Consider the following 18,419-nt stretch of genomic DNA (forward strand, 5'->3'; position numbering starts at 1 on the left):
GCGTGAGCGCACAGCTAGAAGCACCTGGAACATCGCAGGCACTGGACATCCAGCCGGGACGCTGGGTCAGCAATTGGACCCCGGAGGATCCTGCCTTCTGGAAGCACACAGGATCAGCGGTAGCCAGCCAAAACCTCAAGTGGTCCATCTTCGCCGAGTTCCTCGGTTTCAGCGTATGGCAGCTTTTCGCCATCATCGTGGTCTATCTCCCGGCCGCCGGATTCAACTACAGCACCACCGAACTGTTCTGGCTGATCTCCATCCCAAGCCTCGTCGGAGCGACCCTGCGCATCCCCTACACGTTCATGGTCGCCCGGTTCGGCGGACGCAATTGGACAGTGATTTCCGCATTGCTCCTGCTGATTCCTGCCGGCGGCATAACGCTCGCGCTGGCCGATGCGTCCACGCCGTTCTGGGTCATGCTCAGCCTCGCAGCGCTGACCGGCTTCGGCGGCGGCAACTTTGCCTCCTCGATGGCAAATATCACCTACTTCTACCCGGCCGCCCGCAAGGGCTGGGCGCTGGGGCTGAACGCTGCCGGCGGCAACCTAGGCGCGGCCGTCGCCCAGCTGCTCGTGCCGGTCATTGTCACGGTGTTCGCCGCCGGAGCGCTGCAGCTCCCGCTGGCGGGGTTGCTCTGGATCCCGCTGATTCTGCTCGCCGCGTGGGGCGCCTGGAAGTACATGCACAATCTGTCATCGGCACGCTCGGATATCCGCGGCGCGGTGGCCTGCCTGAAGGAAAAGCACCTGTGGGTCATCTCGGCACTGTATGTGGGAACCTTCGGCTCCTTCATTGGATTCTCGGCAGTCTTCCCCAAGCTGATCGTTGACACCTTCCCCGAATACGCTGCCTTGCCGCTGGGCACCGCCACCATCACCTTGGCCTTCCTCGGCCCGCTGGTCGCCTCGCTGGCTCGCCCATATGGCGGAAAGATCGCCGACAAGCTCGGCGGCGCACGCATCACCGTGGCCACCTTTGCGGCCATGGCCTTGATTACCGCCGCACTGGTGATCAGCCTGCCCCGGGCGAACTTCTGGGTCTTCCTCGCCTTGTTCTTGCTGCTCTTCACCGCAAGCGGCATCGGCAATGGCTCGACCTATCGCATGATCCCGGCAGTCTTTGCCCTGAGCGGCCAGGGACAGCAGTCCGGACAAGTGGATTCTTCCCGCAAGGCTGCTGCCGCACTCGGATTGATCTCGGCCATCGGCGCCTACGGCGGCTTCCTGATTCCGCAAGCCTTGGGCCTGTCCGTTTCCACGACGGGAGCCTACACCGCGGCATTCATCATCTTCATCGCCGCCTACCTGCTGCTCATGGCCACCGCATGGTTCACCTATGCGCGGCCCGGCACCCGCTTCGCGAAGCACGGTGTCTAGGATGACCGCCACCCATTGCCCCTACTGCGCCCTGCAGTGCGGCATCACCCTCGAACGCAGCACGCACGCCGAAGCCCCTGAGCCGGTGAGCTTGAAGGGCCGCGACTTCGAAACCAACGGCGGGGCGCTGTGCCGGAAAGGGTACAGCGCCGCGACGCTGCTGGATCATCCCGAACGCCTGCAGGCACCTATGCTCCGCCAAGCCGATGGCAGCCTTGCACCGATCGGCTGGGAGCAGGCATTGGATCTGGTGGCAGACAAGGCCCGGGTCATCCGGGAGGAATCCGGAGCCGATGCCCTGGCGGTTTTCGGTTCCGGGTCGCTGACCAACGAGAAGGCCTACCTGCTGGGCAAGTTCGCCCGGCTGGCCCTGGGCACCTCGCGCATCGACTATAACGGCCGGTTCTGCATGTCCTCGGCTGCCGCGGGCACCAACCGCGCCTTCGGGTTGGACCGCGGTTTGCCGTTCCCGCTGGCGGATCTGGATGAAGCCGGGATGATCCTGATGCTCGGTTCCAACGTGGCCGACACTATGCCGCCTTTTGTCCGGCATCTGGCCGGGGCGCGCGAGAATGGCGGGCTTGTGGTGGTTGATCCACGGTGTTCGGCAACGGCCAAGCTCTGCGCAGATAATGCCGGCTGGCACCTGCAGCCCACCCCGGCCACCGACCTGCCGCTGCTGCTGGGCTTAGCCCACGTGCTGGTGGCGGAGTCCCTGGTCGACACCGGTTATCTGGCCGCCCGCACCAATGGTTTCGACGCGGTGAAAGCCTCGTTGGCCGGCTGGTGGCCGGAACGGACCGCCCAGGTCACTGGTGTTCCTGCCGAACAGATCCGGCGCACCGCCCGGGCCCTGGCGCAGGCGTCCAGCGAAGCGAAGACCGGCGGCAAGCCGGTCTACATCCTCACCGGCCGGGGCATTGAACAGCATGCCAACGGCACCGACACGGTCACCGCCGCAATCAACCTCGCCCTGCTGCTCGGCCTGCCCGGAACTATGGCAGGCGGCTACGGCACCATCACCGGACAGGGCAATGGGCAGGGCGGCCGCGAGCACGGGCAGAAGTGCGACCAGCTTCCCGGCTACCGCAAGATCACCGACCTGGAACATCGCGCGCAGGTGGCCCGCGTCTGGGGCGTTGACCCGGAAATCATCCCCGGTCCCGGGCTTCCCGCCGTCGAGCTGCTCGAAGCGCTGGGCACCCCAACCGGTCCGCGCATGATGATGATCCACGGGGCCAACCCGGTGATCTCCGCACCCGATGCCAAGAACGTGAGCAGGTCACTGGCCAGCCTGGATTTCCTGGTGGTCTGCGACTTCTTCCTTTCGGAAACCGCGGCGCAGGCGGACCTGGTGCTGCCAGTGCTGCAATGGGCTGAAGAGGAAGGCAGCATGACCAACCTGGAGGGCCGGATCCTGCGCCGGCGCGCCGCCTTGGAGGCACCGAGAAATGCGCGCAGCGAACTGTGGATCCTCTCCCAGCTTGCCCAGCGGCTGGACGCTCCCGGCCGCTTCTCCCCCGATCCGCGGGAAGTCTTCGAAGAACTCAAAGAAGCGTCAGCCGGCGGCTTGGCTGACTACTCGGGGGTGCATTGGGATGATCTCGATGCCGGTGCCGCCATCTATTGGCCCTGTCCTGCAGGTACCGAGGTGACGGCCGAACCCGGCATCCGCAACGGCACCCCGCGCTTGTTCCTTGACGGCTTTGCCCACGCAGATCGGCGTGCGGTGCTGGTTCCGGTGGCGTTCCAGCCGGCACCGAAGAAGAACAGCTCTGCCGTCTCCTTGGTGACCGGCCGGCTGCTGGAGCACTACCAGTCCGGCGCGCAGACCCGCCGTGTTCCCGAGCTGGCCCACGCCGCACCAGAACCAATGCTTGAAATCCATCCGGCAACCGCCTTGGCGCACCAGATTGTCCAGGGACAGAAGGTCGTGATCAGCAATGAACGCGGTGAGGTGACCGCCCGGGCGCTGCTGACCGCTGATGCCCGGCTGGACACGGTCTTCCTGCCGTTCCACTACCCGGCGTCGGGAACCGCGAACCTGCTGACCGAGGCCAAGGTTGACCCGCACAGCAGGATGCCTGAATTCAAGCACGCCCATGTTTCGCTGAACACTGTGGAAGAGGAACAATGACCGAGCATCGCCCGCAACGCATCGTCATCATCGGCTTCGGCCCCGTCGCCGCATCCCTCGTCGAGGGGCTGCTGCCCGCGGCGGCTTCCGGCCAGTGCGCCATCACCGTCATCAGCGCCGAAGATCATCTGGCCTACAACCGCGTGCTGCTCGCTGAGCTGGCCGTGGGAGCCGCCGAGCTCGAGCATCTGGGCATGGTGGATCCGCAACGGCTGGCAGATGCCGGAGTCGAGGTGCGCTTGGGTGTGCGGGCTACCGGCATCGACCGTTCGCGACGCCGGGTCCACCTGCAGGACGCTGGCCATATTTCCTATGACCGTCTGGTCTTCGCCACCGGTGCCCGGGCTGTAGTCCCGACGCTCAACGGCCTGAACTTCGATCCGCATGCGGAAACTTCCCTGCCTGCCGGGGTCTTTGCCCTCCGCACGGTGGATGATGCCCATCAGCTGCGGGAATCGCTCGGTGCCGGCCGGCGCATTGCAGTTCTAGGCGGCGGCGTGTTGGGCATCGAAGCCGCCTTGGCGATTGCCACTACGGGGGCGCAACCGGTGCTGGTGCACCATGGTCCTGCACCTTTGGGACGGGTTGTGGATGCCGACGGCGGAGCGCTGCTGACTAAGAATCTGCGCGCCGCCGGTGTCGAGGTGATCTCCGGAGTGAAGGCCACTGGCATTCAAAAGGATGAGCAAGAATTCGCCGGGCTGATGACCTCCACCCACGGACTGGTCCAAGCTGACGCCCTGCTCATTTCCACCGGTGTTCGGGCGAGAACCGAGCTGGCCACCGGCTGCGGTTTGACCGTAGGCCGTGGCATCAAGACCGACGAATTCCTCTGCGCCGACACCGAGCAACGAATTTTTGCCTTGGGTGACTGCGCCGAAGTAGCCGGGCAGCCGCCGGTTGGCTTGCTGGCCCCGGGATGGGCCCAGGCCGCATGGCTGTCCCAGTACTTTTCGCAGCTGTTTGGTTCGGGACCTGCCGAACCGCTTCCTGCCCCGGACTTCTCCGCGTCCGATGTGCTGATGCTCAAGGGCCAAGGCATCGAGGTAACCGCGGCCGGCGATATCAGCGCCGGGTATTGGGACGACTCAGACCTGCAGGCAACCGTTTACGCGGATCCTGCGCGCGGACGCTATCTCAAGATCGTCACCCGCAAGGATGCCGTCACCGGGTTCCTGGCCATGGGCTTGCCACAAGCCAGCGCCGAACTTGCGCTGGCTTATGAGCGCGGTACCGCGCTTCCTGAAGATCGTTCGACCCTACTGCGGCTGGATGATCCGGCAACTGAACAAATCTCTGCGATCCCCAGCGATGAAGACCAGCTCTGCCGTTGCTCGGGTGCCACCTACGGCCAGGTGTCCCATGCGGTGGACGCCGGATGCACCACCGTCGCGCAGGTGGGTGAAAGCTGCCGCGCGGGTACCGGATGCGGAGGGTGCAAAGCGAAAATCGAGGAACTGCTGGCCAACGCTCCCGCCGTGGCATAACGACCCTGAGGGCTGTCGGCTCCTGGTACGTTGCAGAGCTGATCAGCGAAGCGCCCGGTACGCCAGATGCACTTCGCTAGCGAAAGCCGAAGTCTGAATGCGTTCCAGCTCGATATGCTGCCCCAAACCTTCGAACAAGGATATGCCACCGCCAAGCAATACCGGGGCGATATCCAGGTGCAGCTCGTCGACCAATCCCAGGGCAAGGCACTGCCGCGATATTTTCCCGTCCAATAAGCTGAAAAAACCGTCTTTGGCATCCTGCTTGGCTGATTCCACTGCGCCTGCAATGTCATCAACAACGAAGGTGTAGGTGATGCCGTCGCGTACCACCGGCTCAGTGGCTGTATGAGTCATCAGGTATACCGGGACCTGAAGTATCCCTCCATAAGGGATTTCGCCCTCCTCGATCGTTTGCCTCCGATTCGCACCGTCGACAATGGCTCCGATCGTCTCCATGACCAAGGCAACGACCCCATCATCTTCGGGGGCGGACGGACGGCCAAACATCCGGTCCACCCCGCCCTCAGCATCAGCGAGATACCCATCGAAGGTGATGGTCGCGTGGATAATCACAGTTGCTATTGCTTCGATCCTTTTCACCAGGGAAAGGCTGTCAACGATAAACGGCCGGGAATCCAGCGAGCCGACCGCGTTGCTACGTGTGCCACCTAGGGCAGCCGCTGGTGCGCTGGCTAGACCCCCGTTGCGGAGCATCGCGCAGCTGTGGCTGCCTACGTCCGTGGCCCCACCCTGCTGGCATCTTTGCTCCTAACCGGATGCTGCACGCTGCCAAATGACGCAGGGACGAAAGCCTCTGGCTTTCGTCCCTGCGATTAGTTGATGATGCGGGTTGTCTTGGTCTTCCGCCCCGTTGCTGGACAGTACGCTGGCTGGAGCTAATTGGTTGCAAGCGATTCCGTCTCGTCGAGGATTTCGAACCAGCCTTGCCAGGCCGAATGTTCCACGTTCAGGCTGCACTCAGATTTGATGCTCATTTGATCTGCTCCATCCATAGCTGTCCTTCGATTTCCATGAGCCGCTGCACCGGCAGCGGCAGCGAATCGGCGTTCAGGCATTCCCCGGTATCCAGTCGGTACACTTCCTTGTGCAGCGGGCAAGCTACCGTGGCCACGGAATCGCCATCGACCACGGTGTCCCCCAGAATTCCACGGGCCATGACCTTCGCGCCGCTGGTCGGGCAATGATGCGAGGTTGCGAAGAAGGCGTCTTCTTCGGTGCGGAAAAGGGCCAGCTGCGTGGTCTCGAGCCAGAGCGCTTCTCCCCATCCGCGCTCCAGCTCTGCGCTGCGGCACAGCGGCTCCAAGCTCAACGTAGCTTCACTTGTGCCTTCTTCGATTTGCGTGCTCATGATTCCCAGTCCTTGGTGTTTGGTTTTCGCTGACAAATCGAGCTTAGAAGCCGCATGTTTCGCTCGATGCCCAACGCGATTGCTGGTCGGTAAAGCATCACTAACAGCAATTTCGATCGACGTGAATCGAAAATCCTGCCGGAATTCCGCCGGATTTTGATGTTGCCTTCCTTTGGAGAAATCGAATTCCTTGCCGAATGATTCGTTCATGTTTCAGCGCCTTCACTAGGGAAGTGACTCATGGTGGAGAGAATTGCGCCGACCGAAACACAAGGGTAATTGCCGTGCAAAACGAACTTTCTACAGTTGTCTCATCAGCCAGAAACTCACCGTTTCCCAGCGAAAGTCGAAATAGATCATGGGTACACCACACACTGCACGCAACATCCTGGTCATTGGCGGCGGCCCCGCAGCCCACCGCTTCACCGAAGCCTTGGCCAGCCGCGCACCGCAAGATCTGCACATCACGGTACTGACCGAGGAAACCCACCTCCCCTACGACCGTGTGGCGCTCTCCCAAGCGTTGACCAACCCCGGGGTCGATCTCACCCTCGGCGATCCGAAGCTGTGGGCAGCAGAGCATGTCACCTTGGAAACCAACGCAAAGGCCGTGGCTATCGACAGTGCACAGCGCACGGTCGCCACCGAAGATGGACGCACCTTCAGATATGACGAGTTGGTGCTCGCCACCGGTTCCAACGCCGCCACCTTGCCAATTGCCGGTAACGAGCACACCTTCGTCTATCGCACGTTGGAAGATGTCTGGTCCATCGCTGAGAAGGTCAAGGAACTGTCAACCACGCTGGGCCGCGCCCCGGTAGTGGCTACCATCGGTGGCGGACTGCTCGGGCTGGAAGCCGCAGCAGGTGCCCAGGCGCTGGGGGCAGAAGCTGTAGTCATTGACGGCGGCAAATGGCTGATGGGCACCCAGCTTGATGAAGGTGCCGGTCAAGCCATGGGCCGGCTCATTGAGCAGACCGGATTCACCGTCCACAACGGGGTCTTCCCGCAGGAAATCCTCACCAGCCAGGACTCCGGCAGCCCGGTAGTCACCGGAGTGCTGATGGCAGATGAACGCGTGATAGAAGCCGACATGGTCATCGTGTCGATCGGCGTGCGTCCCCGCGACGAGCTGATCCGCAACTACAACGCGGCCCTGGACGAGGCCGGCAGCCAGGCACCACGATTCGGCATGGGCCCGCGCGGCGGCGTGGTCATCGATTCGCATTGCGCCACCGATATCGAGCACATCTGGGCAATTGGCGAGGTCGCGAACTACGAGGGGTTCTGCATCGGCCTGGTCGCACCGGCCAACGCCATGGCGGAAATCGTTGCCGAGCAGCTGGCCGGCGGTGACGCCGAATTCGCCGGTTTCGACACCGCCACCAAGCTCAAGCTCTCCGGGGTGGACGTCGCCAGCTTCGGCGATGGCTTCGCCCGCGCCGAGGGGGCACTGGAAGTGGTCTACGCTGATGCCCCGCGCGGCCTGTACCAGAAGCTCGTCGTCTCCTCCGACGCCAAGACCCTGCTCGGCGGCATCTTCGTGGGAGATGCCACCCCGTACCAGTCATTGCGTCCGCTGCTCGGCCGGGAACTGCCCGGCGAGCCAGGAGCTTACCTCAGCGCATTGGGCGGCGAGGCGCCGGAGGGCGAACTGCCCGATGACGCGGTGCTGTGCTCCTGCAATTCGGTCACCGCCGGTACCATTCGCGATGCCGTCTCCGGTTGCGGCTGCTTCGAGGGCGAGGCTCCGGTGACTACCGTTTCCGGGCTGAAGGCGTGCACCCGTGCCGGCACCCAGTGCGGATCCTGCGTTCCGATGCTCAAGAAGCTCATGGAAGCGCAGATGCTCAAGGACGGAGCTGAAGTATCCACCGCCCTGTGCGAGCATATTTCCTTCTCCCGCCCGGAACTCTACGAAGCCATCCGCGTGGCCGGGTTGCAGACCTTCACCGAGGTGATGGAGCGTTTCGGCACCGGCAAGGGCTGCGATATCTGCAAGCCGGTCATCGCCAACATCCTTTCCTCGCAGACCAGCGTGCACCCGATGGATGCAGGACTTGCCGGTGCCCAGGACACCAACGACCGCGTGCTGGCAAACATGCAAAAGGACGGCACCTACTCGGTGGTCCCGCGCATCCCGGGCGGGGAGATCACCCCGGAAAAGCTGGGCGTGATCGCAGCGGTGGCGCAGAAGTACGGCTTGTACACCAAGCTCACCGGCGGCCTGCGCATCGACATGTTCGGCGCCCGGCTGGAGCAGCTGCCGGAGATCTGGCGCGAGCTGGTGGATGCCGGTTTCGAATCCGGCCAGGCCTACGGCAAGTCGCTGCGCAATGTGAAGACCTGCGTGGGTTCATCCTGGTGCCGGTACGGCATGCTCGATTCCACCGCGCTGGGCATCGAGATGGAGCTGCGCTACCGCGGCCTGCGCGCACCGCACAAGCTGAAGATGGGCGTATCGGGTTGCGCCCGCGAATGCGCCGAGGCCCGCGCCAAGGATATCGGCGTCATCGCCACGACCGATGGCTGGAACCTGTATGTGGGCGGCAATGGCGGCGCCAACCCGGCGCATGCCCAGCTGCTTGCAGGAGGCCTGGATGAGCAGACGCTGTTCAAGTACATCGACCGCTACCTGATGTACTACATCCGCACCGCGGACAAGCTGCAGCGTACCGCGCATTGGCTCCAGGACCTGGATGGCGGGCTGGAGCGCGCCAAGCAGGTGGTGATCGATGATTCGCTGGGCTTGGCACAGGAGCTGGAAGATGCCATGGAAGCCCACGTGGCCAACTACGAGGACGAGTGGGCGGCGACCCTGGCCGACCCGGTGAAGCTCAAGCGTTTCCGCTCCTTCGTGAACACCGCAGCTCCGGATACCGCGCTGGAATACGTTTCGGAGCGGGGGCAGCAGCGCCCCGCCGAGCCGGTGGCACTAGGTGCCAGCATCCCGGTCGGGGCGCCGCGGAACTAGGAGCTGTTTCCCACCCGCGCTGCTACCAGCGCGGGTGGATCTGCGCGCGCAGCTTGGCGTCGTAGAGATCGCGGACCGAGGCGTTGAAGCCCTCGGAGATCTGCAGCGAACCGGCTGCCGCGTTGGCGCGGGCCTGCTGAGCGTTTCGGGCGCCGGGAATGATGGTGCTCACCCCGTCCTGGGCGGCCAGCCAGGCCAATGCCACCTGCGCACTGGTTGCCTCCGGTGCCTCGGCGGCAGCCAGCTTGGCGAACTCGCCAGCGGCTTCAAGGCCGGTGGCGTAGTCCACGCCGGAGAAGGTCTCGCCGACGTCGAAGGAGGAACCATCGCGGTTGAAGTTGCGATGGTCGTCCTTGGCGAATTCGGTCTGCAGGGTGTAGCGGTTGGTCAGCAGTCCGCTGGCCAACGGCACACGAGCGATGATGCCTACACCGGCTTCGCGGGCTGCCGGCAGCACGGTGTCCAGCGGCTTGTGGCGGAAGGCGTTGATGATGATCTGCACGGTAGCGATGTTCGGACGGGCAATCGCCGTCAGCGCCTCGTCCACGGTTTCCACCGAAACGCCGTAGTTCGCGACCCGGCCCTCATCCACCATGCTGTCCAGCGCATCGTAAATCTCATCGCTGGAGTACACCGGGGTGGGCGGGCAGTGCAGCTGGACCAGGTCGAGTGTGTCCACGCCGAGGTTCTTGCGGGAACGGTCGTTCCAAGCACGGAAGGCGTCCAGGTTGTAGTTCTCGGGCACCTGCTCCACGCGGCGGCCCATCTTGGTGGCGACGGTAATGTCCGCATCCGGGTTGGCCTTCAGCCAGGTGCCGATCAGCTGCTCGCTGCGGCCATCCCCGTACACGTCGGCGGTGTCGAAGAAGTTCACCCCGGCGTCATAGGCGGCATCAAGCACGGCCAGCGCGTCGGCTTCATCGACTGACCCCCAGTCGGCGCCGAGCTGCCAGGTGCCCAGGCCAATGGCCGATACGTTGCGGTGGGTACGTCCAAGTTCTCGTTGTTGCATGCCAACAATTCTAGTTTGCGCAGCACGATTTCCCTGGGATGGCAAAATCTCCTTCGACGCGTTGCCGTGTCCAAATCGGTTCTCAATTATCTAAACGATAGAATATTGAATACCATCACGTCATCGAGGAGATCATGTTCCCCACCATCATTACCGTCCTTTGCGCCATCGCAGGATTGCTTGTCCTGCTTGCCGGCAAGGCCATGAAGCCGGAAAACAAGAACCGTGCTGCCACGCGCTTCACTGGAATCACCGTTTTCGTCGTGTCCCTGATCGTCTTGGCCATCATGTCCACCACCATCGTGCAGCCACGCACCGTCGGCGTGAAGGTCGCGCTGGGCAAGCCGACCTCCGTGGTCAGCAACGGCTTCCACCTGAAGTGGCCATGGGAAAAGGTCGAGAAGCTGGACGGTTCGGTGCAGAACGATGTCTACTCCGCCGACAGCGCCATCCCGGTCCGACTGGGCAACAACGGCCGCGCCGATGTGGATGCGTCCATCCAGTGGCAGCTGAAAACCGATGATGCCATGGACGTTTTCCTGGATTACCGCACCTTCGAAGGCATCCAGTCCAACTTGGTCGATCGCAACTTCCGTGCCGCATTGAATGAGGTCATGGCCACCTACGATCCGCTGGAATACGGCGAACCCGCCAGCGGCGGCCAGGACTTGGAGGGACTGGCGAAGTCCGTGCAGGAAAAGATGCAGGCCAAGGTCAAGACCCAGATCGAGATCCGCTCGGTCACCCTGCCGATCATCAATTTCGATGAGCCGACGCAGAACCGCATCAACGAGCTGCAGGCGGAAACCGCCAAGACCCGTGTGGCCCAGCAGCGCAAGCAGACCAGCGAAGCCGAAGCCGAAGCCAACAAGATCCTAGAACGCTCGCTGACCCCGGAGACCTTGACGTCCAAGTGCCTGGATATCGTCGCCGAGTCCGGCCAGAGCCCCATTGGCTGCTTCCCCAACTCAGGCGTCCAGCCAATCACCATGACCGGTGACAAGCAGAAGGACTCCAGCCAGTAAAGCCTTTCACGTCCAAACGCCCCAGTTCATTGAACTGGGGCGTTTGGCTGTCTAGGCTGGGTCCTTCCGCTAGCCTTGCGGCATCGGACGGTCGCCGGCGTGGCCCGGCTGCTCCGAGATGACCTGGATTTCCAGGCCCTTCGAGTCGTACAGCTTCCCGTCGATCAGGCGGTCGCCGTCTTCGAGCCCGGCCAGCTGGTACTTGTAGACAGTACGCAGCGAGGTTTCCTTCTTGCCCCAGTTCAGCTCATTGAAGATGATGTTCAGCAGCACGGCCATGATGGTGGCGGAGGAGATGCTTGACTGGAAGATGGTGCTCACCCATGCAGGGAATTCGGCGTAGAAATCAGGCTTGACCATCGGGATGCAGCCGAAGGCCAGCGAGGTTGCGATGATCAGCATGTTCATGTTGTCATCCTTGGCCTTGGACAGGGTGCGGATGCCTGCCGCGGCCACGGAGCCGAACAGCACCACGCCGGCACCACCCAGCACCGGCGAAGGGATCGAGGCGACCACGCGGCCGAGCACCGGCAGCAGGCCGAGGACCACCAGGATGCCGCCGCCGGCGGCCACCACGAAGCGGCTCTTCACACCGGTAATCGCCACCAGTCCCACATTCTGCGCGAAGGCCGACTGGGTGAAGGTGTTGAAGACCGGGGCGACCGTGGAGGAGAGCATGTCGGCGCGCAGGCCGTTGGCGATGCGCCGCGAATCCACTTTGGACCCGGTCACCTCGGCCACGGCGAGCATGTCCGCGGTGGTTTCGGTGTAGGTCACCAGGATGACAATCATCATTGAGATGATGGCACCGATCTCGAAGACCGGCAGGCCGAAGGCGAAAGGCGTCGGCACCGCAAAGATGTCTCCGGTGAGCACCTGGGAGAAATCAGCCATGCCCATGAACACTGCCACCAGGGTGCCTAGCGCAATGGACAGCAGAATCGACAGGCGCGAAAGCGCAGGGACGCCCGACTTGGACAAGGCCAGCAGGATCAGCAGGGTGATGGCGGCCAGGGCGATGTTCTCCAGCGAACCGTAGGAATCCCCGGCGCCGGCGCCGCCCATGGCCCAGTCGGCGGTGACCGGGAAGAGCGAAACGCCGATGATCGTGATCACCACGCCGGTGACCACCGGCGGGAAGAAGCGCAGCAGCTTGGCGAAGAACGGGGCGATGATGATGCCGATGGCGCCCGAGGCAAGCACCGCTCCGAACACTGCCGGCATGCCTCCCCCGCCGTTGAGGATGGCGATCATGGTGGCCACGCCGGAGAAGGACGTGCCCTGGACCAGCGGCAGCTGGGCACCGAAGAACGGCACGCCCAGGGTTTGCAGGATGGTGGCCAGGCCGCCGATGAACAGGCAGCTGGCAACGAGCACGCCCATTTCGGCCGTGTCCATGCCCGCGGCGCCGCCCATCACCAGTGGCGGGGCGATGATGCCGCCGTACATGGTCAGCACATGCTGGAAACCGTAGGCCACGGTTTTCGCAGCGGGCAGGCGTTCGTCTTCGGGTCTGATGCTCTCAGCGGCATTGCTGCGGGCAGCACTCATGGGGGATTTCCTCTTCGGTGGACTGCGGATTGGCGCACCTTGGTCAGGGCGCCGAACACTTTATATTGTGTCGCAATAAGAAATCCAAGCGCTTATGGCAAGCGCTTGATGTGATGCAGTTTGCATTGCCAGTGGGCCGCGCGGCGTTACCGCTGCTGCTGATGCTGGCAGTCCATCTTGAACTCACTGTCCCGCTTATTCCCTCGGAACATCCTGTCGCAGGATTACCAGATGAATCCGAAACGACCATCAATTACGAGCGTTGCTGGACGCAGAATTTCCAGCCGGATATCCAAATGCCCGACCATTGGCTCGGCACTGCTCTGAGCCGCAAGAAGAATTGGCGACAGCGGCTGAACTGAATGAAGCCACGGCCGGGATGGATTTCCCCCGACCGTGGCTTCGCCACTTTGAAACTAGCTGTCCAGCGTGCGCCCTGGCTGCTGGGTGTGCTCGACGAAGCGCACCATCATCGCCTTGAAGCCCGGCGTATTGGACTCGCGGGCCACCAGATCTCGGTGCACCAGCGCGTTGGCTTCCGGGTAGTAGGCGGCCACGCATCCCTTGGCGGTCGGGTAGGACACCAGGCGGAAACGGTTGGCCCGGCGCTCGGTCCCGGCGAAGGTGGAAATCACGTCCACCAGGTCGCGGTCGCTGAATCCGGTCTCGGCCAGGTCCTCCGGGTTGATCAGGATGACGCGGCGGCCGTCCTTGATTCCGCGGTAGCGGTCATCCAGCCCGTAGAACGTGGTGTTGTACTGGTCGTGGCTGCGCATGGTCTGCAGGATCAGGTGGCCCTCGGGGGCTTCCAAGGCCTCGAATTCCGAAACCGTGAAGCGGCCCTTGCCGATATCGGTGGCGAAGGAGCGGGTGTCGCGCGGCGGGTTGGGCAGCACGAAGCCGTTCTTGTCGCGCACCCGGCGGTTGAAGTCCTCGAAGCCGGGCAGCACCTTCTCGATGTGGTCGCGGATCACGTCATAGTCCTCGGCCATCGCCCGCCAGTTCACCGGGTGGTTATCCCCCAGGATGGCCTGGGCCATGCGCGCGACGATGACCGGTTCGGCCAGCAGGTGGTCCGAGACAGGGGTGAGCCGGCCGCGGGTGGACTTGATCACCGACATGGAGTCCTCCACGGAGAGGAACTGCGCACCGGTGGGGTGCTTGTCGTCCTTGTCGGTGCGTCCCAGGGTCGGCAGGATCAGCGAGGTCTTGCCGTGCACCACATGCGAGCGGTTGGGCTTGGTGGAAATGTGCACGGTCAGCTTGGCGCGCTGCATTCCGGCTTCCAGGGCTTCGGTGTCCGAGTTGGCCAGGGCGAAGTTGCCGCCCATGGACACGAACACATCCACCTCGTCCTTTTCGAAGGCGTGCAGCGCTTCGGTGGAATCGTAGCCATGGGCGCGCGGGGATTCGATGCCGAATTCGGCATCCAAGGCGGCGAGCAGCTGCTCGGTGGGCTTCTCCCAGATGCCCATGGTGCGGTCGCCCTGCACATTCGAGTGGCCGCGCACCGGGCAGGCGCCGGCGCCGGGCTTGCCGAAGTTGCCTTGGAGCAGCAGCAGGTTGATGATTTCCTTCAGCGTCGGCACCGAGTGCGGCTGCTGGGTCAGCCCCAGCGCCCAGCAGATGATGGTGGCCTTGGACTCGGCCAGCAGCATTGCGATCTCGGTGATCTGGGTGCGGGTCAGGCCTGTGGCCTTTTCCGTGGCGTCCCAGTCCAAGGTGGCGCGCGCATCCTTGTAGGCTTCGAAGCCGTCGGTCACCGCGGCGATGAACTCGTGGTCCACCACGGTGCCCGGATTCTTCTTCTCTTCTTCCAGCAGCAGGTGGCCGAACGCCTGGAACAGGGCCAGGTCGCCGCCGACCTTGATCTGCAGGAAGTCGCTGGAAATCGGGTCCGCCTTGCCCAGCATGCCGCCCACGGTCTGCGGGTCCTTGAAGCCGAAGAAGCCGGCCTCGGGCAGCGGGTTCACTGCGACCACGCGGGCGCCGCGCTTGCGCGCGTCGGACAGTGCGGAGAGCATGCGCGGGTGGTTGGTGCCGGGGTTCTGCCCCACCACGAAGATCAGATCCGTGTGCTCGAAGTCCTCCAGCGACACGGTGCCCTTGCCGATGCCGATGGTCGGGTTCAGCGCCGTTCCGGAGGACTCGTGGCACATGTTCGAGCAGTCGGGCAGGTTGTTGGTGCCCAGGCTGCGGGCCAGCAGCTGGTACATGAACGCGGTCTCGTTCGCGGTGCGCCCGGAGGTGTAGAACACGCACTTGTCCGGGGTGGTCGCATTGACGTGCTCGCCAATGGTCGAGAAGGCCTCGGCCCAGCTGATCGGCGAGTAGTGGGTGTCCCCTTCGCGGATGATCATCGGGGTGGTGATCCGGCCTTGCGAGCCCAGCCAGTATTCGGTCTTGTCGCGCAGGTCCTCGATGGAGTGCCGCGCGAACCATTCAGGGGTGACTGTGCGGGCGCTGGCTTCCTCTGCGATGGCCTTGGCGCCGTTCTCGCAGAATTCGGCGGGCTTGCGCTTTCCGGTTATGGATTCGGGCCAGGCGCAGCCCGGGCAGTCGAAACCGTCGTGCTGGTTGACGCGCAGCATCGAGCGCAGGGTGCGCGACGGGCCGGCTTCGGCGAAGCCGCGCTCCATGGATACCATCACGGCTTTGAGGCCAGCGGCGGCGTGCTTTGGTTCGCTGACCTTCAAATCATCTTCATTGATGTCTTTCTTGGGTGCCGAGCGATGCATGAGACCCTCCTGGTTGCTGGCGCGGGCGGGACTGATATCCAGCTCACATATTACAAGGCTACGCTGTGATTACCCGATGCGCATGTGTATAAATGTTCACGCTGCGTCCGCGGGAGAACGCAGCGAGCGTCAGGCCTGATTCCTCGGCCAAATCCGCGGCCAGCGACGAGGGCGCGCTGACGGCTGCCAGCACCGGGATTCCGGCCATCGCGGCCTTCTGCACCAGCTCGAAGGAGGCACGCCCGGAGACCTGGAGGACGGCGTCGCCCAGCGGCAGCAACCCCTCGCGCAGGGCAGCCCCGATGACTTTGTCCACGGCATTATGACGCCCGACGTCCTCGCGCAGGATCAGCAGCTCCCCGGAGGCGGAGAACAACCCGGCCGCGTGAACACCCCCGGTGGAGGAGAACAGCTGCTGCGATTCGCGCAGGGCGTCGGGCAGGCCCAGCAGGGTTTCCAGCTCCACCTGCCCGGCCTCCGGGGCGGGCGCGAAGGCGGCTTTCTTGCGCACCGCGTCGATGGAGTTGGTCCCGCAGATCCCGCAGGCGGAACTGGTGACCACGTTGCGGGCGGCCAGCAGATCAGGGTGCTTTGCTGCCGGGCCCAGCTGCACCTCGATGACGTTGTAGGTCTGGTTGCCCGCTTCGTCGGTGCCGGAGCAGTAGCGCAGGGAGATCAGGTGCTCGGGAGCGGAAATGATGCCCTCGCCCACCAGGAAGCCGGTGACCATGTCGAAGTCGTCGCCCGGCGTGCGCATGGAGGTGGTGTAGGAGGTGCGGCCGAAGCGGATCTCCAGCGGCTCCTCGCCGGCCAGCTTCTCCTCGCGCACGCGCGAGCCCTCCAGCGTTGCCCTGACGATGCGGCGACGCGCGATCTTGCGGCCCATGAAAATCTCCTGCCTGCTGTCCTTATCCCCCGAGTGTGGCACCGTTGGCCAGAGGAGGCAAAGTGGAGGGGCAACGGCCGTAAACTATGCAGATGCAGACCGATCGCGACCGCCTCCTCAGGCTCTACGACGAGCAGCTGCGCATCGATGCCGAGACTCCGTGCGCCCAGTCCATCACCCGGCTCGGTCCGCTGCGCCTGGCCACCTACGCCAATGGGCGCGGTTTCCTCACCTATCCGCATTTCAACGGAAAAGAACCGCAAACCTTGACCCAGCTGGCTGGAGCAGCACTGGAGCATTTCGCGGCGCAGCCGCAGATCGCCAAGGTGGAATTCAAGAACCGCGGACACGACCATGCACCCGGTCTGCCCGAGCGCTTGCAAGCATTGGGATTCAATGCCGAGGAGAGCGAACCAATCATGATCGGACCGCTGCAGGCATTGCCCAGTGGCGACCCCGGCCCGGCTAGGCTGGAATTGCGGCGTGTAAGCGCTGCAGAAGAAATTGAGGAAATGTGCCGCAAGGTCGACCAGGCCTTCGGCGAACCCTACGATCCCGCCACCACCCAAGCCCTGATTTCACGCATGGCTCGCAATGACGGCATGGAACTGTGGGTCGCCTGGCTGGAGGGGCGGATGGCGGGTGCGGGCCGTCTGGAGTCGGTGGCCGGCACCGAATTCCCAGGCCTCTGGAGAGGCGGCGTGCTGCCTGAATACCGCGGACGCGGTGCCTACCGGGCCCTGGTCGATGCCCTGGCACGCAGCGCGATCGCCATGGGCCGCAAGTACGTGCACAGCGACAGCACCGAATATTCCCGCCCGATTCTTGAGCGCCAGGGCCTGGTGAAGGTTTCCACCACGACCCCTTACATTTGGAAGCGCGCGGCAACCGGAAGCTAGCCGCTTCCAGCTAGCTTTTCGACGGGGAGATGATCGCGAATTCGGCTCCGGTGACATCGCCGAGCACTGCCATGCGGCCGAAAAAGGAGTCATGGGGTTCATGGATGACCGTGCCGCCGAGCTTCTCGGCAAGCGCCACGGTTTCATCGGTGTCCGCCACCGCGAAGTAGGCGCGCCAGCCGGACTTGGAGTCCGGATAGCCGGAAATGTCGAAGATGCCCGCCACCGCCTCGGGCCCTTGGCCATAGGTGTGGTAGCGGAACTCGTCCGTGTCCGAGACTGGGGACAAAATCCAACCCAAGACCTCGCGATAGAAGCGGGCCACCGGCTCGAAGCGCTTGGTGTGCAGCTCATTCCAGACCCGCGTGCCCGGTGCACGGCTCGTGGCCGTTCCTGCTGGCGCGAAGGACTGGAAGAGTCCCACTCCGGTGCCGGCTGGATCCCCAATGATGGCCATGGTTCCCTGTCCAGGAACTTCGAGGGGCTTGAGATAGACCTTGCCGCCGTGCAACTTGGTGGCGTAGGCGGCGGCGTGCACATCGGTGACATTCAGGTAGGTGGTCCAGCAGTCCGGTACCTCGGAGTCCGGGTCATTGGCAATGAAGTCGGCGACCATCGAGCCGTTGAGATAGACCTCGGCATATCCTTCGTCCGCGTCTGGCTCGTCTCGGCGCATTTCCCATCCGAATAGCTGCGCGTAGAACTGGGCGGAGCCTTCCATGTCGCTGGTGAGCAGATCAACCCAGCAGGGTTCGGCTCGTGGATCCCTTGGTGCCGGCATCGCTTCCCCATTCCAGAACTCATCAAGCTCGCTTGGCCTGAGTCTATGTCCTTTTCATTCATGTCAGCAACGGAAAATTTGCTGCCAACCAAGATATTACGAAACTGGATGCCTTGCGATGAACCGCGGTTTCACTATGCTTTAATGTGATGCAGCACACATGGCATCGTTGGTTCAC

Annotated in this window: 14 protein-coding genes; 7 read left to right on the plus strand and 7 right to left on the minus strand. The window is 63.5% G+C overall.

The features are described 5' to 3' along the window. Window positions 1-2: 2 nt before the first annotated feature. From JOE62_RS15420 to JOE62_RS15430, 3 genes are read left to right on the plus strand one after another with little or no spacing between them, the layout of a single operon-like run. Window positions 3-1,379, plus strand: coding sequence for an MFS transporter (locus JOE62_RS15420; RefSeq protein WP_204723047.1), 1,377 nt, complete (start codon window positions 3-5; stop codon window positions 1,377-1,379). A 1-nt stretch (window position 1,380) separates the two neighbouring features. Continuing rightward, on the plus strand, window positions 1,381-3,516 hold the full coding sequence (locus JOE62_RS15425) for a molybdopterin oxidoreductase family protein (RefSeq protein WP_204723048.1): 2,136 nt from the start codon (window positions 1,381-1,383) through the stop codon (window positions 3,514-3,516). Continuing rightward, window positions 3,513-5,003, plus strand: coding sequence for an FAD-dependent oxidoreductase (locus tag JOE62_RS15430; protein WP_204723049.1), 1,491 nt, complete (start codon window positions 3,513-3,515; stop codon window positions 5,001-5,003). Before JOE62_RS15425 ends, JOE62_RS15430 begins: the two co-directional genes overlap by 4 nt. Before the next feature lie 42 nt (window positions 5,004-5,045). On the opposite strand, the gene JOE62_RS15435 is transcribed toward JOE62_RS15430, so the two are convergent. Beyond that, entirely contained in the window at window positions 5,046-5,606 is a 561-nt protein-coding gene (locus JOE62_RS15435; protein WP_338085807.1) for a dihydrofolate reductase family protein, read from the minus strand. 391 nt (window positions 5,607-5,997) lie between these two features. Beyond that, window positions 5,998-6,585 (minus strand): nitrite reductase (NAD(P)H) small subunit, encoded by a 588-nt coding sequence (locus JOE62_RS16370; RefSeq protein ID WP_239543430.1) that lies wholly within the window; start codon window positions 6,583-6,585, stop codon window positions 5,998-6,000. A gap of 148 nt (window positions 6,586-6,733) precedes the next feature. On the opposite strand from JOE62_RS16370, the gene nirB reads away from it, so the two are divergent. Next, window positions 6,734-9,349 (plus strand): nitrite reductase large subunit NirB, encoded by a 2,616-nt coding sequence (nirB, locus tag JOE62_RS15445; RefSeq protein ID WP_204723050.1) that lies wholly within the window; start codon window positions 6,734-6,736, stop codon window positions 9,347-9,349. A gap of 22 nt (window positions 9,350-9,371) precedes the next feature. Here the strand turns inward: nirB and JOE62_RS15450 are convergent, their stop codons facing one another. After that, on the minus strand, window positions 9,372-10,361 hold the full coding sequence (locus tag JOE62_RS15450; protein ID WP_204723051.1) for an aldo/keto reductase: 990 nt from the start codon (window positions 10,359-10,361) through the stop codon (window positions 9,372-9,374). A gap of 134 nt (window positions 10,362-10,495) precedes the next feature. Between JOE62_RS15450 and JOE62_RS15455 the strand changes: the two genes are divergently transcribed. Further along, window positions 10,496-11,386 (plus strand): SPFH domain-containing protein, encoded by an 891-nt coding sequence (locus tag JOE62_RS15455; RefSeq protein ID WP_204723052.1) that lies wholly within the window; start codon window positions 10,496-10,498, stop codon window positions 11,384-11,386. A gap of 69 nt (window positions 11,387-11,455) precedes the next feature. Here JOE62_RS15455 and JOE62_RS15460 read toward each other — a convergent pair whose 3' ends face one another. Then, the gene (locus JOE62_RS15460; protein ID WP_128469324.1) at window positions 11,456-12,937 is read right to left on the minus strand and encodes a nucleobase:cation symporter-2 family protein; all 1,482 of its coding nucleotides are present in this window, start codon (window positions 12,935-12,937) and stop codon (window positions 11,456-11,458) included. A gap of 29 nt (window positions 12,938-12,966) precedes the next feature. Between JOE62_RS15460 and JOE62_RS15465 the strand changes: the two genes are divergently transcribed. Next, on the plus strand, window positions 12,967-13,299 hold the full coding sequence (locus tag JOE62_RS15465; RefSeq protein WP_204723053.1) for a hypothetical protein: 333 nt from the start codon (window positions 12,967-12,969) through the stop codon (window positions 13,297-13,299). 54 nt (window positions 13,300-13,353) lie between these two features. On the opposite strand, the gene JOE62_RS15470 is transcribed toward JOE62_RS15465, so the two are convergent. Together JOE62_RS15470 and fdhD are read right to left on the minus strand one after the other, a co-directional pair. Further along, window positions 13,354-15,675: an FdhF/YdeP family oxidoreductase gene (locus tag JOE62_RS15470; RefSeq protein WP_204723054.1), complete on the minus strand. Its 2,322-nt coding sequence runs from the start codon at window positions 15,673-15,675 to the stop codon at window positions 13,354-13,356. 58 nt (window positions 15,676-15,733) lie between these two features. Beyond that, window positions 15,734-16,561, minus strand: coding sequence for a formate dehydrogenase accessory sulfurtransferase FdhD (gene fdhD, locus JOE62_RS15475; RefSeq protein ID WP_204723055.1), 828 nt, complete (start codon window positions 16,559-16,561; stop codon window positions 15,734-15,736). A gap of 92 nt (window positions 16,562-16,653) precedes the next feature. Between fdhD and JOE62_RS15480 the strand changes: the two genes are divergently transcribed. Further along, complete coding sequence (locus JOE62_RS15480) at window positions 16,654-17,460, plus strand: GNAT family N-acetyltransferase (RefSeq protein WP_204723056.1); 807 nt, start codon at window positions 16,654-16,656, stop codon at window positions 17,458-17,460. 10 nt (window positions 17,461-17,470) lie between these two features. On the opposite strand, the gene JOE62_RS15485 is transcribed toward JOE62_RS15480, so the two are convergent. Next, on the minus strand, window positions 17,471-18,241 hold the full coding sequence (locus JOE62_RS15485) for a VOC family protein (protein ID WP_204723057.1): 771 nt from the start codon (window positions 18,239-18,241) through the stop codon (window positions 17,471-17,473). Window positions 18,242-18,419: the final 178 nt, after the last annotated feature.

This window comes from Glutamicibacter nicotianae (assembly GCF_016907615.1).
Taxonomy (GTDB): Bacteria; Actinomycetota; Actinomycetes; order Actinomycetales; family Micrococcaceae; genus Glutamicibacter; species Glutamicibacter nicotianae.

What these genes read in the sequence shown, in the direction of transcription:
- nirB (WP_204723050.1), top strand. Translation starts at nt 6,734, where the DNA reads ATGGGTACACCACACACTGCACGCAACATCCTGGTCATTGGCGGCGGC.
- JOE62_RS15470 (WP_204723054.1), bottom strand. Translation starts at nt 15,675, where the DNA reads ATGCATCGCTCGGCACCCAAGAAAGACATCAATGAAGATGATTTGAAG.
- fdhD (WP_204723055.1), bottom strand. Translation starts at nt 16,561, where the DNA reads ATGGGCCGCAAGATCGCGCGTCGCCGCATCGTCAGGGCAACGCTGGAG.
- JOE62_RS15455 (WP_204723052.1), top strand. Translation starts at nt 10,496, where the DNA reads ATGTTCCCCACCATCATTACCGTCCTTTGCGCCATCGCAGGATTGCTT.
- JOE62_RS15480 (WP_204723056.1), top strand. Translation starts at nt 16,654, where the DNA reads ATGCAGACCGATCGCGACCGCCTCCTCAGGCTCTACGACGAGCAGCTG.
- JOE62_RS15425 (WP_204723048.1), top strand. Translation starts at nt 1,381, where the DNA reads ATGACCGCCACCCATTGCCCCTACTGCGCCCTGCAGTGCGGCATCACC.
- JOE62_RS16370 (WP_239543430.1), bottom strand. Translation starts at nt 6,585, where the DNA reads ATGAACGAATCATTCGGCAAGGAATTCGATTTCTCCAAAGGAAGGCAA.
- JOE62_RS15485 (WP_204723057.1), bottom strand. Translation starts at nt 18,241, where the DNA reads ATGCCGGCACCAAGGGATCCACGAGCCGAACCCTGCTGGGTTGATCTG.
- JOE62_RS15460 (WP_128469324.1), bottom strand. Translation starts at nt 12,937, where the DNA reads ATGAGTGCTGCCCGCAGCAATGCCGCTGAGAGCATCAGACCCGAAGAC.
- JOE62_RS15430 (WP_204723049.1), top strand. Translation starts at nt 3,513, where the DNA reads ATGACCGAGCATCGCCCGCAACGCATCGTCATCATCGGCTTCGGCCCC.
- JOE62_RS15450 (WP_204723051.1), bottom strand. Translation starts at nt 10,361, where the DNA reads ATGCAACAACGAGAACTTGGACGTACCCACCGCAACGTATCGGCCATT.